The sequence below is a fragment of the Vibrio sp. 10N.261.51.F11 genome (genome assembly GCF_041471665.1).
GTDB classification, from domain to species: Bacteria; Pseudomonadota; Gammaproteobacteria; order Enterobacterales; family Vibrionaceae; genus Vibrio; species Vibrio crassostreae_C.
In genome coordinates, this window is the sequence record NZ_JBFROW010000039.1 from 21,891 (window position 1) to 36,769 (window position 14,879).

The 14,879-nt window shown below is 43.5% G+C and carries 14 protein-coding genes and 1 pseudogene; 4 read left to right on the forward strand and 11 right to left on the reverse strand.

The window, feature by feature from the left end; genetic code table 11:
* Positions 1-589 precede the first annotated feature (589 nt).
* Complete coding sequence (locus tag AB4351_RS13990) at positions 590-760, reverse strand: hypothetical protein (protein WP_017061196.1); 171 nt, start codon at positions 758-760, stop codon at positions 590-592.
* Between the two features lie 278 nt (positions 761-1,038).
* Between AB4351_RS13990 and AB4351_RS13995 the strand changes: the two genes are divergently transcribed.
* Positions 1,039-1,527, forward strand: coding sequence for an Lrp/AsnC family transcriptional regulator (locus AB4351_RS13995; protein ID WP_004732526.1), 489 nt, complete (start codon positions 1,039-1,041; stop codon positions 1,525-1,527).
* Positions 1,528-1,635: 108 nt separating this feature from the next.
* Here the strand turns inward: AB4351_RS13995 and AB4351_RS14000 are convergent, their stop codons facing one another.
* Together AB4351_RS14000 and AB4351_RS14005 are read right to left on the reverse strand one after the other, a co-directional pair.
* A complete protein-coding gene (locus tag AB4351_RS14000; RefSeq protein ID WP_017065155.1) occupies positions 1,636-2,340 on the reverse strand; it encodes a hypothetical protein in 705 nt (234 codons plus the stop codon).
* 286 nt (positions 2,341-2,626) lie between these two features.
* Entirely contained in the window at positions 2,627-4,477 is a 1,851-nt protein-coding gene (locus tag AB4351_RS14005; RefSeq protein ID WP_065584473.1) for an ABC transporter ATP-binding protein, read from the reverse strand.
* Positions 4,478-5,063: 586 nt separating this feature from the next.
* On the opposite strand from AB4351_RS14005, the gene AB4351_RS14010 reads away from it, so the two are divergent.
* Positions 5,064-6,038 carry an arginine deiminase-related protein gene (locus tag AB4351_RS14010; RefSeq protein ID WP_017061193.1) on the forward strand — a complete coding sequence of 325 codons (975 nt, stop codon included), beginning with the start codon at positions 5,064-5,066 and terminating at the stop codon, positions 6,036-6,038.
* A 133-nt stretch (positions 6,039-6,171) separates the two neighbouring features.
* On the opposite strand, the gene AB4351_RS14015 is transcribed toward AB4351_RS14010, so the two are convergent.
* From AB4351_RS14015 to AB4351_RS14045, 7 genes are all read right to left on the reverse strand, one after another.
* A complete protein-coding gene (locus tag AB4351_RS14015) occupies positions 6,172-6,804 on the reverse strand; it encodes a triacylglycerol lipase (protein WP_017067109.1) in 633 nt (210 codons plus the stop codon).
* A 111-nt stretch (positions 6,805-6,915) separates the two neighbouring features.
* Positions 6,916-7,755: a helix-turn-helix domain-containing protein gene (locus AB4351_RS14020; RefSeq protein ID WP_372126324.1), complete on the reverse strand. Its 840-nt coding sequence runs from the start codon at positions 7,753-7,755 to the stop codon at positions 6,916-6,918.
* A gap of 152 nt (positions 7,756-7,907) precedes the next feature.
* Complete coding sequence (locus tag AB4351_RS14025; RefSeq protein ID WP_372073390.1) at positions 7,908-8,735, reverse strand: GNAT family N-acetyltransferase; 828 nt, start codon at positions 8,733-8,735, stop codon at positions 7,908-7,910.
* Between the two features lie 268 nt (positions 8,736-9,003).
* Entirely contained in the window at positions 9,004-9,579 is a 576-nt protein-coding gene (locus tag AB4351_RS14030; RefSeq protein WP_017062014.1) for a mechanosensitive ion channel family protein, read from the reverse strand.
* The gene (locus tag AB4351_RS14035) at positions 9,579-10,514 is read right to left on the reverse strand and encodes a CorA family divalent cation transporter (RefSeq protein ID WP_017062015.1); all 936 of its coding nucleotides are present in this window, start codon (positions 10,512-10,514) and stop codon (positions 9,579-9,581) included. Before AB4351_RS14035 ends, AB4351_RS14030 begins: the two co-directional genes overlap by 1 nt.
* A 328-nt stretch (positions 10,515-10,842) precedes the next feature.
* A complete protein-coding gene (locus AB4351_RS14040; RefSeq protein WP_372126326.1) occupies positions 10,843-12,465 on the reverse strand; it encodes a phosphoethanolamine transferase in 1,623 nt (540 codons plus the stop codon).
* A gap of 233 nt (positions 12,466-12,698) precedes the next feature.
* Entirely contained in the window at positions 12,699-13,283 is a 585-nt protein-coding gene (locus tag AB4351_RS14045; protein WP_017062017.1) for a porin family protein, read from the reverse strand.
* Positions 13,284-13,475: 192 nt separating this feature from the next.
* Here AB4351_RS14045 and AB4351_RS14050 point away from each other — a divergent pair.
* Positions 13,476-14,013, forward strand: a pseudogene (locus tag AB4351_RS14050) (hydrolase).
* Positions 14,014-14,066: 53 nt separating this feature from the next.
* Complete coding sequence (locus AB4351_RS14055) at positions 14,067-14,600, forward strand: AAA family ATPase (protein WP_016785429.1); 534 nt, start codon at positions 14,067-14,069, stop codon at positions 14,598-14,600.
* 20 nt (positions 14,601-14,620) lie between these two features.
* Here the strand turns inward: AB4351_RS14055 and AB4351_RS14060 are convergent, their stop codons facing one another.
* Positions 14,621-14,785, reverse strand: coding sequence for a hypothetical protein (locus AB4351_RS14060; protein WP_016785428.1), 165 nt, complete (start codon positions 14,783-14,785; stop codon positions 14,621-14,623).
* Between the last annotated feature and the right edge of the window lie 94 nt (positions 14,786-14,879).

Here is a 14,879-nt window from a genome sequence, read left to right on the forward strand (position 1 = left end):
GTCACTTCGGTGGCTCTATTTTTTTATGTGAGTACGACCTTTGTCTTATTTCAAATTAAGTTTATTCGAGGTTTTCTGATATTGAAATGGGGGTTTACAATGTAAATCGAAGCGGTAGGATCTTGCGTGAGAAGGGAAAGATCAACTTACTCAATGGCGTGTGATGTCAAAAAATAAAACAGAAAAATGGCTATTTTTTGAACTTGGCGCTCACTTTTGTCATTAGCTCGGTGAATTGTGGAACCGAATTGGACATGATGTGTCAATTGTCAGTAACCACTAAAGACCTATAGGACAAAGGTATGCCTGATCTCTATTGCAAAGGATGTAAAAAAACAACACTACATAAGTCTATAATGAAACGTTGTGAATCAGAGCCCGAGACAGCTTCTGGCCGTATGATGCAATGGACGTCAAAACTATTTAGTGGAAACCTGTACTACGATATGGAAACTCAGCACTTCTGCCGCACGTGCAATTGTCGTTGCGAAACAGGAAGTACTGTACCCCAAATTGGTTTAGCTTAACTTACAGTAAGCGCTCACTAACTTAGATCAAAAAACCTCCGTTTTAGGAGGTTTTTGCGTTTCTATGCGGCTTTGAGTGCTAGCTCGGCAACAATGGCGTCGCCATCAATCTTCACATCCCAACCATAGTTTGAGTATTCATTTGCTAGTGCCTGAGCAACATCTTTTGATACCGTTACGTGTGTCCATGAACCAATACCGTAAGGTTTATATGCGAGTTCTTGCGTTTTCATAATAGAGTCATCCTTTCTCTTTGATAATTCTATTATTCACTTTGGCCTATATCCTTTCTTTCGTTTCCGGCTCAACTTATTTGTTAATCGGGTCATTTCTATAATAATTTGTTAATAACCAGAGTTTGATTTATAAGGGTTCTTATCTATTTGTATGTGTTTATATCTGGCGTGAATATCATCCGTGCATTTAGTTTTTAAATGTGTGAGCGAGGTTTTCTTCGATTGCACTTGGTATGGAATATACTGAGCGGAATTTAGAATGTTTAAGGAATGTTATGTCTCAGCATCAGCTCGATCGTATCGATAAAGAGATACTAAGAATTCTGCATATGAAAGGGCGTTTACCTGTTGTTGAACTGGCAAAACAGGTCAACCTTACGACGTCACCTTGCTCTGATAGACTCAAGCGATTGGAGAAAGAGGGCTACATCACGGGCTATCATGCTGAGCTTTGTTCAGAAAAGCTGGGACTCGATGTTCAAGTCTTTATCCATATCCGTCTCGATCAGACTAGCTTTTCGATCTTCGACAAATTTGCCCAAGCCGTGGAAATGATGCCTGAGGTGGAAGAGTGCTACTCACTGTCGGGTGACTTTGACACCATGATCAAGGTTCGAGTGAAAGACATGAAGGCGTACCAAGCGTTTATGGCAACGAAGTTGGGCACCTTGCCTGGTGTGATTCAGACACGTAGTGAAGTGGTGATTGAAGAGCATAAAAAGGGCTTCGGCGTGAACCCTGAGTTGTTGGCAACTCTAAAATAGTGGCCTAATTTCGCTTACCAACGTGATTTAGATATAAAAAATGGAAGCAATAAGCTTCCATTTTTTGTTGAGCGTCAGATAAAGAGCAATCCGATAAACTTGTTCGCCTTAAAGCGTAATGGCCGCAGAGATTAAGCCAATCACACCACCGAATACACCGCCCCAAACCACAAGCCAGCCAAGGTGCTTCTTGATCATGGTCTGAACCATCTCTTTAACCAGCTTAGGTGTTAGTTCATTCAAGCGCTGATCGATGATCGCCTCAATGTTTTCTTTGATTTCATCCATCATCGCAGGCGATTCTAGCTCGTCTTTGATGGCATTTTTTACAGAATCACTCTTGCTGATTTCAATCACAGATTCTTGCATCTTCTCAACAAACGGCGCTTTCATTGGCTCTAGTGCTTCTGTGCCACCAAACATTGCCAACATACCGCCAAACTGAGAGTTCTCGATAACATGCACCAGTGAGTCGAATGCAGGGTTAAAGTCGATCTTCTGAATCACAGGCTCTAGATTGAGCGACTTTCCTGTCATCTCGCTGCTTAGGAAGCGGTCGATGTTACTTTCTGTAAAGAATTGCTCCATCATCAGTTGCTTGATGGCTGCCTTGAACTCTTCAAAGCGCGCTGGAATCACTCCAGAACCGTATAGGCCGGGTACTTTCTCGAACAACATGTGAATCGCAAGCCAGTTGGTGATGGCACCAGAAAAGGCGAATAGGCCTGCATAAAGCAAGTATTGGTTTGCTGTCGCATAGCCGCCAGCAAGCAGCGCTAACGCGATAACGTTAGTTAAGACACTTTTGTTCATGGTTGATCTCTAGAAAGAATATTGCGCGCATTTTAAGAAAAAAACGCCAAGAAAAAAACAAAAGGATCGATGAAGTTTATTGGACAGGTAGCAAAGAGCGCCAAATAGCAGGCATAAAAAAGGCTAGCCTCCCCCCGAAGTCTAGCCTTATTCCAGAACGCGCAAGCGAGGCGTCTTTGGTGTTAATGTCATTATATAATTACGACATAACATTCTGCCATGTGTAATTTACCGCTAATAAACAAATTGCTGTGAATCACATCGCACTTTTAAAATAGCACAAAAATTAAGCGTTTGTAGCTTGCTCAAGGTCATCGGCAATGAAGCCACCGGTTTGGTGATTCCATAGCTGCGCATAAATACCATTCTGGTTAATCAGCTCTTGGTGCGTGCCTTCTTCTACGATATTGCCGGCATCAAGCACGATCAGGCGATCCATCGCTGCGATGGTCGACAGGCGGTGTGCAATCGCAATAACCGTTTTGCCTTCCATTAGCTCAATCAAGCTCTCTTGAATCGCTGCCTCTACCTCAGAATCGAGTGCAGAAGTTGCTTCATCGAGAACAAGTAATGGAGCATTCTTTAGAAGAACACGTGAGATAGCCACACGTTGACGCTGACCACCAGAAAGCTTAACGCCACGTTCACCCACTTGAGCATCGTAACCAACGTTGCCAAACGGGTCGGTTAGCGTTTCGATAAACTCATGCGCGTGTGCCTGTTTAGTCGCCGCGTATACCTCTTCGTCTGATGCCTCTGGTCGACCGTAAAGAATGTTGTCTTTGATCGAACGGTGCAGCAGTGAAGTATCTTGGGTCACCATACCAATGTTGCTACGCAGAGAATCTTGAGTAACGCTCGAGATCTCTTGGTCATCAATCAGGATGCGGCCACTTTCTACATCGTGGAAACGCAAAAGTAAGTTAACTAGGGTCGATTTACCTGCACCTGAACGGCCAACCAAGCCCACTTTTTCACCCGGTTTGATGTTGAGGTTTAGGTTGTTGATCACCCCCTTATTCTCACCGTAGTTAAAGCTTACATTGTCGAAGTTGATACCGCCTTGTGGAACCTCCAGAGGCTTCGCGTCTTTCTTGTCTTCAATAGCAATAGGCTTAGACAGAGTTTTAATGCCGTCAATCACGGTACCAAGGTTCTCAAACAGACCACCAATTTCCCACATGATCCATTTCGACATGCCGTTAATACGCAGAGCCAAGCTGACCGCAATCGCGATTGCACCCACGGTGATTGCGCTATCTAGCCATAGGTAGATAGAGATACCCGCAATGCTGAACACCAATAGATAGTTAGCGAATTCCACGCAGATGTTGAAGCCGGTTACCAAGCGCATTTGGCGGTGCACAGTATCTAGGAAGCCTTCCATGCCTTCTTCGGCGTATTCGGTTTCTCTTTTACTGTGTGAGAACAATTTCACCGTCGCGATGTTGGTGTAACTATCGACAATACGACCTGTCATTAACGATCGCGCATCCGCTTGCTCTGAAGACACGTCTTTTAGCTTTGGCACGAAGTGCAGTTGAATACCGATGTAAACGAATAGCCAAATCAGCATCGGAGCCATCAAGCGCCAATCTGATTCAGCAAGCATGAACAGCATCGCCGTGAAGTAAACCGTCACGTAGACAAACACATCGACCATCTTGGTCACAGTTTCGCGCACTGCAAGCGAGGTTTGCATCACTTTGGTCGCGACACGTCCGGCGAAGTCATCTTGATAGAAGGACAGGCTTTGCTTCAAAAGGTAGCGGTGTGCTAACCAACGAATCGACATTGGGTAGTTGCCCAGCAAAGTTTGGTGAAGCAATAGCGAGTAAACACTGATCAAGATTGGCATCACAACCAACAGCAGAATACCGAGCCCCATCAATGTCGATTCGTTGTCTGCTAAGAAAGTGTCTGGGTTGCTTGTTGATAGCCAGTCGACCAATTGCCCCATGTAACCGAACAGCGCGACTTCGATGATCGCGATGGTCATGCTCATCAACCCGAGCAAAATCAATGGTTTTTCGAAACCTCGAGTGTAATGGCGGCAGAATGCCAGTATGCCAGTAGGAGGTTGTATCGGCTCTCCCTTTGGAAAGGCTTCAGTAAAGCCTTCAAATTTCTTGTACATAGATTTCCCTTTATAAACTAGTGCATCTATAAGCGACTGCATCGTTGGTGCAGCTTTGTTTTTATGGTCTTGATTCGAAATTTAACTGTCTTAGTTTGAAATTATATAAGCGCCCATGGGTTCTTATCAGTATTAAGTCATTCGATGGATTTTGTTCTAGCGCCTATTTAGGCACTTGGCTTTAAAACACTAAAACTTTGTCTAAGCGATACAGGAAAGGTCCAAAGAGTGTCTTTCATGACGCTTATTTTAGATTGAATTAGACAGGAAAAGTTAAGCTTATTTCAAACGTAATTGATTGTTATGCAACGGTGATAATCCTAACGTTAAATGGATTGAATTGTAATCAAAACTCGTGATGGGCGAGAAAATGGAATCAGAATATTTATCCATAAAGTGACTTAACGAATATGCATACAGTTGGTTCTTTCTGATGTGCTGTTATCTTGCAGTAAAAATTACCGATTAATCTAAGATCTGCAGTAATTGTTTGGGATAAATATTCAAATAAATATTCTTTTCAGTGAATCTTGTCGTAACAAGTTGTTTACAATTCTGAAGTAAATAAAAGATAGGGACGGTTGAAATGTTAAACCTACACAAAAAATCACTTCATATCACTAATGTTCAAAACGCCAATTGCGTTGTTATGGTGCCACCAAAAGAGTTTAAATTTAACGAAGAAACAGCACGTGATAACGAATTTCAGCACAGAGTTAATCTGACCGAAGCTGAGGTGAAAGTAGAAACGATGGCCGAATTTAAAGCTATGGTCGCTTCGTTGCGTAAAGAAGGTGTGCAAGTTGTAGAGTTTGATTACCCAGAATTGGGCGTTGAAACTCCGGATGCTGTTTTCCCAAACAACTGGTTCAGTACCTGTAGTGATGGAAGCTTATTCACGTTCCCTATGGCGTGTGAAAACCGTCAGAATGAAGTTAAGCCAAATGCTCTTATTGAAGCGTTAGAAGCGTCGGGTCGCATTGTTAACCATAGCGAGTCTCTAGAGTCTTACATCGCGCAAGGTTCTTATCTAGAGAGCACGGGCGTGATGGTTATCGACCATATCAACAAGACCATCTACGCTGCGCTTTCTCAGCGTTGTGACCGCGAAGTGTTAGAAGATTATGCGAAGCGCATTGGTTATTCTCGCGTGGTCTCGTTCCAAACGGCATTACCGTCTGGCCAACCGATTTACCATACCAATGTGATGATGGCGATTGGCGATAACTTCTGCGTGATCTGTGATGAAGTGATTCCTGAGTTTGAACGCCGCTTTGTGGTGAAGTCGCTTGCTAAAGATAAGCAGGTTATCTCTATCTCAATTGATCAGATGAACCGTTTCTGTGGCAACATCCTGCAGCTTGAAACCGTGAATGGCGACAAGGTGATCGCGATGTCTCAATCGGCTTACGATGCGTTTTCTCCAGCCCAGTTAGCTCAGCTTTCGACGCATGGAAAACTGCTGCCATTTAACGTGAAAACGATTGAAGACATTGGCGGTGGTTCGGTGCGATGCATGTTGGGTGAGGTGTTTTTACCAACGCGAGTAAATCGTCTGTAACAAGCACTCACTTTCAGTAATGAATCTTTGAATACCACTCTTATCGCAGAGTGGTATTTTTGTTTTTGTCTTTCACATATAAGAGAACAGAGCTCGATACAGGAGTCAACGCGCAAAAGCTAATGGAAATAAGCTATGAAGCGTCCTTAAAAGCTCTGTGTTCGATGAACTGAGCCGACAGTGTTACGACTTCTTTGGAGTAGACAAGCGCCGTGTGGTTGAGCTTGAGGGCGCAGGTGTCTGTTGCGCCTCGCAGGTTCGCGTCTTCAAGCGTCACCGTGCCATCACCTGGGTTTCTGCCCAATACAATGCGCCCTACACCAGCGTCATAGGTGCCGGTAATCACGCCAATCGGCACATCAATATCATAATCACCCAAGCCATCACTTAAGATCATCTTGCTCGAGCCAAAGATAAAGCCAAGACCATGATTCGACAACGTTTTGGCTATGGTTGCCCCATTGTGCGGCGTACCTGCGGTAATAATGCAGGTGTCTGCAAAGTCGGGTTGGTAGAACTTAAAGTAGTGGCGAATCAGCAAGCCACCGAGTGAGTGACCAAAAAAATAGACCTCATCGTACTCATTAAAGCGAGCATTTACGAAGCGATTGAGGCGTTTGGCTGCAGAAGGGAAACGCAGCGAGTTGTAGGCAAACTTGTGCGTTGTAAAGCCGCGTTTTTTGAAGTTTCTATCCAGATACTGCATGATCAACGCAGGCATATATAGACCATGAATTAAAACTATATGTTTGTTTTTATTATTCATTTTTGTCCTCCGTCTGATGGTGTTTTCAGTATATGGAGTCGCAATTCTAAACTCAACAAAACTTGCTGTGAATGGGACACAATAGACAGAGAGTGTCGTAGTGGCAGTTCGTTATTCTGACCTGACCCCGCCATAAACGTCTATAGTTAATCCCCCTTGTTTGGCATAAGTATTGGGTGTTAGGCCAATGGTTTTCTTGAGGTAACGAATTAGGTGCGGTTGGTCACTAAACCCAAATTGAAAGGCGACGTCCATCCAGTCGATGTCATCCAAATTTCTCTTATACAAGTATTCCAACATAGCTTCGAGTTTGTTCATCGATTGGCACTGTTTTAATGTCAGCCCTGTTACCTTGTTGAAGCTTCTCTCTAATGTTCTTTGCGAGCAAAACAGCTTGTCGCTAAGCTCTGCAATCGGCGTCGAATCAAGTACACCCAACACTTTGTGAGTGATTTCACTGTGTCTATCTGTTTTACCGGTCGATAACCATGGAAGTAGTAAATCATCCAGCTTCTGGCAACAAGCTTCAAAGTCGGTTTGAGCAAGCTTAATCAGTGACATCGTATCGACATCAGAGTTGTTTAGTAAATCTGCAAGGTCGATGGTATTGACGCGATCTAGGCTTGGGTGCGGGCAATCAGGGGTGACTAACGAATACAAAGCACCAACGTGGAACTTGATGCCCAAGTGAATAAACGGCTTCGAGTGATCAAGTTCAATGGCTTTGTGATGGGGCAGCAACAGGTGGCTGCCAACCCCTTGCTCGACTTGCTGCTCTATTGTGTAGTGATACGGCTGATCGCAGGGGGACAGGATTAAATGCGCTGAAGGGTCAGGGTTGAGTATCGGAAACTGATGAGTTTGGGCATCGGGCGTTTTCTCGATAAGCCAGTAGCAATCAATGAACTGAGCGATTTCAGGGGATTTTGCCGACTGTAACCAATTGATCATTCGAACTTCTATTTCTGATGAGTACTTTACCACTATATGTGGATATCGTTGTCTGTGACAGTTTTATCCATACTAAGTGCTTGCGCTTGGCATCTTAGCTTCACTTCACACTGAGTGCGCATGCTCAGTGCGAGGTAAAGCTGAGTTTTCAACTAGCGAAAATCAAACTGTAAGATGCGATGCTTTGATGACAACCCAGCGCGTGTGATAGCTTTTTGCGCGCCAATATTGCTATTTTTTGTTGAACAGATAACTTCCAAATCTTGCTGGTTAGCGTGCTGCTTTAGAAAGTTAAGAACACGCGTTGCTAACCCTTTTCCGCGCTCTTGTTGAGCGACAATCATACCCAGGTCGGCAAACTGTGTTTGATGCTCATCGAACTTACGGCACTCACCGGCTGCGAGAACGCTGCCATTTTCCCAGTAGCCCCATAACTCTTGGCGGGCAATCAAATTGCCGTAGTAGCCGGTTAACCACTCTTTTGGCGCACCAATCGTTGATGAAGCAAATTCGACTAATTGATCGAGTTGTTCTTGCGTCGCGAGAGTCATCTCGATGTCTTCAATACGACCTGAATTACGACTAGAGTTAGCTTCTTGGTCTTGGCAATACATCAAGGAGTTCACCTTAAATGAATGGGTGTTATCCATGCATAGTGACAAGTATTGTGGTTCTGCCGTGCTTACGAATGCGCCTTTCACTTCACCAATCACAGAGCTGTTGTTTTCTACGATTAAGGTAAACAAGTCTTCTATATTGGTGTTGGCTGTTGGTGCTAGGTAGAATTGAAGTAAGTAACCTTCTCCGTTCAATACGCAATACCCCACAAGTTTGTCATCTTCGTAAAAGCCGTAATGGTCAGACATAGGTACAAAGCCAAAATGCCACATGCCATCGAGTGGAGCTGTAGATTCAGCAAAGTAAGCCGTTTTAAGTTCGCTTAAGTCGCTAAGTACTGAGATTTTTTTGATGTCTAACATCGCGTTAATTCCTGTTGTTTCGATTCGGTAGAGTGCGTGGTTGTCATCTTGTTCTCAGGTGCGTCAACGGACGATGAGATAAATTGATTAGCCAAGCCACGTTTCAATAGCAGCAATTGTAGGTGAGTACTCTAGATTGATATTGAATAAAAACGACAGTTTTGAAAGGCGTGTAAGTATTAACAGGAGAGCTTATGTTAATTGAAAGAGGGCAAGATATCTTACCCTCTGTTGAACTTATTGATGTGGAAGTTCAACAGAGGGCGCATTACTTATCTGAGTCTTCAGCTTTGATGAGTTTTGTATCGACAGTTTCACTCTTTAACTCAGGATCAACTAATACCTTTATCACGCCTTTTTGTAGGATCAGGTTATTAGGGTAGGTGATAATGTTGCCCGAACTGTGTCGAAGAATAACATGGAACATGGTGATATCGATGATCACACCGCTGATGTCTTCGTCTTTCTCCGCGACTCTTACTCTGTCGCCAATGCGATAAGGGAAGACGAAAAATATTAGTACGCTGGCTGTGAGGTTACTTAGAATCGACCATTGCGCGAATAAAGCGACACCCAGCACCGCAAATATCGAAGACAAGAACAGAGAAATATCACCAAAACCCAAGTTAAGAACAATCGTAAACACAGCGATGAAGAGTAGAAACAGAACAATATTGAAACACTTAATCACGAACTGCTTTCGCTTCAATTCGACACGTTTATTTTCCGCTAATGTTTCTATCCAGTTCTTACCTAAGCGTTTGATCACCCAATACACAGTGATAAGAAGTAAACCTAAAACTACTTGTCTAAGCCACATATTGGATTGCAAAAACTCAACCATTAAATAAACCTCAATTTTTTCAAAATAACGACCTCTGCCGCTATGACCACGAGCAGCCCAACGCAAAATAGTGGAAATGCTATCGGGTTATCTGTTCCGGGTATCCCAGCGATATTGACACCCAGTAAACCGGTGAAAAACCCAGCAGGGAGGAAAATACCTGCAATGATAGAAAATAGGTACGTATTTCTATTCATTTTTTCAGCTTGTTGCTGACTTAGGCTCGCTAAAAATACATTAATTTGTTCGATGTAAAACTCAACAGACTCGTTAATTCTCAGGATGGTATCAAGGCTGTTCTTTATATGACTGTTGTGCTTACTCAATGGCGCAGGTAGGTCACTCATTAAATCTTCAAAAACGTATTTCTGTGGCTTCAAATAACGCCTTAGTCTGAGTAGCCTTGAATGTAGAGCGTTAATGGATCTTATGTCGATATTGGATGTAGATTCTAACTCGTCAATTAATAGTTCGACGGGTGCTAGGAAGGTTGAAATACTGTGGTTGATTCCACGGATCATGCCCAACAACACATCAGGTAATGATGTAGGGCCTTGGTTTTGTTTGAGATCAGATATCAGATTACTGACCGCTTTTGAAGGAACTTTGCGTGTTGATATTAAAGTGCCTTTGTACCATAAGATGCGTAGGCTAAGCATGTCGTCAGGGTTAGCACCTTCGTTTAGATTAATCCCTCGCAGAATCATCAAAAAACAGTCGTGGCCAAACTGTTCGAACCGAGGACGGGTGTCATCGGTGAGTAATGAATCGATGATGGCATTTGGAACCGTATTACTGTGGAGCCATTCTCTCAAACCGTCAGCATCTCTTTGGCAGTGATACCAAGTTGATTGCTCGAATGAGGCTGGGCTGGTGGTGTGTTCATGTGCCACACCCTCAGAAAATTGCCAGCTTGAAATTATGAAAGCGTCCATTCATTTGTCCTTAATGATATGACGTAAACATTGATATTGCGGCGCCATTCAGGTGCCGTATTGAACTGAGCTTAATCGTGGTAAGTTCAATGAGCGATGTGAGTGAGATAAAGTCTAATAAGACTAGTTGGTCTTTGGAGCACGACGGACTCTTCCATTATTGTCTCTATTAAATGTAGCTCATTGTTTCATCGTTATAAATTAGCACTCTGGCTCCATGTTAGCGACGAAAAAAAAGAAAAGACCGAGGTCTTTTCTTTTTAGGAGAAGTTGAGGATAGCTTGTTCAGGCAACTCGAGTTTTCCGATGGTTTACATAAGCAAAAGCACTACCGACACGCAGCAAAAATGTCTTGGTTCTCTCGATATTCTTTGGTTTGTACATCCATCAAGCCAAGTAAGGAGTCGAACAGATTATCTTGGGAGAAGCTCTGTTCTTTGCCTGCCTTTCTTAAGCAGGTCTGGTCTATCCCTTTCTGCTCGGCGAAACCATCAGACATCCACATTATCATAGGCACATGGGTTTGCTCTTTCGGTGCCAATGAATAAGGCATGCCGTGTAAGTAGACGCCATTTTCTCCCAATGATTCTCCGTGATCGGAAATGTACATCAGCGCGACATTGTACTTATCTGTGAGCTTCTCTAGCTTTTGAATAGCCTGTGAGAGAAAGAAATCCGTGTACAAGATGGTGTTGTCGTAGGTGTTGACTACTTGCTCTTTGGTGCAGTTTTCGATATCAGAACGTGGGCAGTCTGGCACAAACTTCTTATGATCTTCTGGGTATCGCTCAAAGTAAGTTGGGCCGTGAGATCCTGAGATATGATAGAAAATGATGCTATCTTGTTTAAGATCTTGAGTATCTTGTTCGAAGTTCTCTAGCATGGCTGTGTCATAGCACACATCGTTATTACACAGCGGGTCGCTGTCTTTGGCGACGAGAGTCATCTCTTTGATTCGATGTGCGACCGCCTTGTCTCCACCATCGTGCTCTCGCCAGATAGAGTGAATGCCCGCGCGGTTCATAATGTCGACCACGTTATCTTGGTTGTAGGCTTTGTCGCGATCGTAGTTGCTTCGGTTCATGTTAGAAAACATACACGGCACAGAAACCGCAGTGGCGGTTCCGCATGACTGAACATCAGAGAAAAAGATCGGATTATAGGGTTTGGTATGAGCATTGGTTTCTTTCTCATAGCCATAATATTGGTAGTTATATACACGTGCTGTTTCACCAAGAACAAACACCAATAAGGTTGGTTTTTCAGCTTGTTTAGCTTCTGGTTTTATCTGCGCATCTAAGCCGATTTCTTGGTAAGGAATCGGTTCTTTGATGTAAGTATTGTTGATGTATTTTGCGGTTGAAGCGACGTATTCGGTCGGAATGATCATCTTTTTGATGTGCGAGTTATTGCGACCAATCGATACGTAATCTTTGTAGAAAAGCCCGGCAATAATCGCAATGACGATCAAGGAAGAGAGCAAGCCAATCGATTTCCAGACAAAGAAATCCTTCCAAGACTCTTTTTCAAGTTTGGTAAACAACAGGATGAGAGATGGAATACCACCCATAGCCAGTAGCCATAAGATCGAGTGACCACTGATATAGCTGGCTGCTTCACCGCTATTGGTCTCAAACACATTCTCTATCATGCCGTAGTCGACGAATATGCCGTAATTGAACATGCTGTAGCTGACTAAGGTTGAGGTGATCAGCAATAAGATGAAAAACGGCTTAGAGAAAATAGGCCAGTTGAAGACTTGGAAGATTAAATTAAAGGCAGCAAGGAAGAAGATAGGAATGGAGATAAGAAACGCAACGCTTTCAGACTTCGATGCCTGAACAATACTAAACAGTTCTTGGGAGAGAGGTAGATTGACGACAAGCAGATAATACACGGCCAACACAAAAGGCAGCTTGTTTATCGACATGTTAAAGCTTGGTAGATTCATAGGTCTTGTTTTCCTGCGTCTCTTATCCCTTTATTTTAGTCTCGCTACCAAGAAAGCTCTAATATCAACGCATAAAGCTCAGTAAGTAATGGTGAGCGATAAACCGGCTAAAGTGAAATGACGCGATAGTGCGTGTAGAAACAAAAAATTCACTTTACTGAGTGACCTTCATGACAAGGTGGAACAGCAAAGTGAATTAGTATGTTCAGCTTATTCTATGTGGTTCAATCACATTAGAAGTTGTATGAACCACCGAAGCTAATGCTGTTGAAGGCAAGCGTGTGGTCACCAGCTGATATCTGAGAGTTCTTAAATTGGACCGTGTCGTCTACGCTTACTGCATCCGCTTGCGAGATTAAGCGTAGCGTTAGGTGTTCGATTGGCGTGTATTCAACACCTACACCAAAGTGGAAACCCGTACCGCTGTCATCAGCGTAACCAGCACTCTTATTTGCGTTTAGGTCAACAGAGCTTAAACCAGCCAATACGAATGGGCGGATTGTGTTGTCGAATGTGTAACCAAGATTTGCTGACAAAGAAACAGACGTCGGAGACAGCTTTTCAGCGCTATTTTTGTAGTTTGCGTAATCTGTGTAGCCAAGTTCAACACCTACGATACGGTTGAATTGGTAGCCGCCGTATAGGTTGTAGCCCATGCCATCTGAATCTAAGCTACCGTGACCGTCTGTGTCAGAATCTTGGTAGACACTAAGTCCGCCACCAATGTACGCACCGCCGTCAGTACCTGCTGCTAAAGCTGGAAGAGAAACTGCGCTGATTAAACCCAGTGCTAATGCTGATTTCGTTATCTTGTTCATCTTTGTTACTCACTCTTAAATGTCATGCCAGTATCAATAATTTTTATTTTGCGACCTTTCGACCGTTGGTGAGTATTATTCCGTAGTCTTGTATGTATTACTGTATGGCTTTGTAAGCTGAATCGTTACATAGTAGAAAAAATACACATCAGGTTGCTTAGTGAGTCAGGCTGTTTAAAACAAGGAATAAACATGCTAACGAAACAAAACACAGGTTTGGTGGTTGTGGACGTGCAAGGTAAGCTTGCACGCCTTGTTGATGAGAGTGAGACACTTATTTCTAACTGTGGAAAGTTGATTAAGGGCGCACAGGTTTTGGGTCTGCCAATTATTCGTTTGGAGCAGAATCCAGAGAAGCTAGGTGCGACGGTTGATGAACTCAATGACCTTTTGAGTGATGCTAAACCAATACCTAAATTCACGTTTAACGCGTGTGATGAGCCCAAGTTTGTTGAGGCGGTTCAAACCAAGGATGTAGAGACTTGGTTGGTGTGGGATTGAGGCTCATATTTGTGTTTATCAAACCGCATTGGGTTTGTTGGAGCTTGGGTACAGGGTTCAGGTAGTTGGCGACTGTATTGGTTCACGGACAGCATTGAATAAGAAGTTGGCTATCAGCCGATTACAGGACGCTGGTGTCCAAATTACGGGATTAGAAATGAGCTTATACGAGCTAGTGAAAGATTGCCGCGCACCAGAATTTAAGCTCATTCTATCCTTGATTCGTTAACTTGGGTTTCGTTTAGGTCCGATTCGTTAACTTTCCATTTTGAAGAGGTTTATTTGAACAATCTAATCGTATTTACCGGAGGGCCGGGATCTGGAAAAACCTCAGTCATCGATGCTTTGAAAAGTCTGGGCTATCGCTGCGCACCAGAAGTTGGACGTAAAGTGATTCAGCAACAAGTCGAGCAACAAGGTAGAGCCTTGCCGTGGTTAGATAAAGTGACTTTTCGTGACGAAATGGTGCGAGAGGAGTTAGCGAATTACCAAGCGTTTGAGGAAAGTGAGCAACTCGTTTTCTTTGATAGAAGCATCGTAGATTCATACGGTTACAGCTTGTTAGAAACGTTGCCTATTTCAGAGTCTTTGCTGAATAACTGTAATGAACTGGAATACAACAGCAAGGTATTTATCTTCCCGCCATGGGATTCGATTTTCATCAATGACCAAGAGCGCAAGCAAGATTTTGATGAAGCGATCGCCACCTATGAAAAGATGGTGACAGCCTATAATCAGTTTGGTTATCAGCTGGTGGAAGTGCCTAAGCTATCTGTTGAGGTACGAGTCGAGTTTATCTTAGCCTCGGTTGGTTAGATTAATCGAAACAGTCGGTGTTACGGCTCTTGAGAGGCGATTGTCGAACCGCCACCGATACCGACAGCAATGATTTGTCTGGTGTTATGTAGCCAGCTGGCTGCGGTTTCAACGTCTTGCCCTTTGAACAGAGTGCGGTTGATGTCTAGGTTCTTGCTTGATTGTTTCGTTGATACTTTAGTCACTGTTTGCTCAACCGGTTCATGCGTCAGACACGAATACCTACCAAGATGTACTCTCTTAATAAGCTAAAATATATACGAGTCAATTATCGTAATT

Excerpts from the sequence above, each read along its gene's own strand:
- AB4351_RS14035 (WP_017062015.1), bottom strand. The coding sequence starts at position 10,514 with ATGGACGCTTTCATAATTTCAAGCTGGCAATTTTCTGAGGGTGTGGCA.
- AB4351_RS14010 (WP_017061193.1), top strand. The coding sequence starts at position 5,064 with ATGTTAAACCTACACAAAAAATCACTTCATATCACTAATGTTCAAAAC.
- AB4351_RS14040 (WP_372126326.1), bottom strand. The coding sequence starts at position 12,465 with ATGAATCTACCAAGCTTTAACATGTCGATAAACAAGCTGCCTTTTGTG.
- AB4351_RS14020 (WP_372126324.1), bottom strand. The coding sequence starts at position 7,755 with ATGATCAATTGGTTACAGTCGGCAAAATCCCCTGAAATCGCTCAGTTC.
- AB4351_RS14045 (WP_017062017.1), bottom strand. The coding sequence starts at position 13,283 with ATGAACAAGATAACGAAATCAGCATTAGCACTGGGTTTAATCAGCGCA.
- AB4351_RS13995 (WP_004732526.1), top strand. The coding sequence starts at position 1,039 with ATGTCTCAGCATCAGCTCGATCGTATCGATAAAGAGATACTAAGAATT.
- AB4351_RS14005 (WP_065584473.1), bottom strand. The coding sequence starts at position 4,477 with ATGTACAAGAAATTTGAAGGCTTTACTGAAGCCTTTCCAAAGGGAGAG.
- AB4351_RS14015 (WP_017067109.1), bottom strand. The coding sequence starts at position 6,804 with ATGAATAATAAAAACAAACATATAGTTTTAATTCATGGTCTATATATG.
- AB4351_RS14025 (WP_372073390.1), bottom strand. The coding sequence starts at position 8,735 with ATGTTAGACATCAAAAAAATCTCAGTACTTAGCGACTTAAGCGAACTT.
- AB4351_RS13990 (WP_017061196.1), bottom strand. The coding sequence starts at position 760 with ATGAAAACGCAAGAACTCGCATATAAACCTTACGGTATTGGTTCATGG.
- AB4351_RS14000 (WP_017065155.1), bottom strand. The coding sequence starts at position 2,340 with ATGAACAAAAGTGTCTTAACTAACGTTATCGCGTTAGCGCTGCTTGCT.
- AB4351_RS14030 (WP_017062014.1), bottom strand. The coding sequence starts at position 9,579 with ATGGTTGAGTTTTTGCAATCCAATATGTGGCTTAGACAAGTAGTTTTA.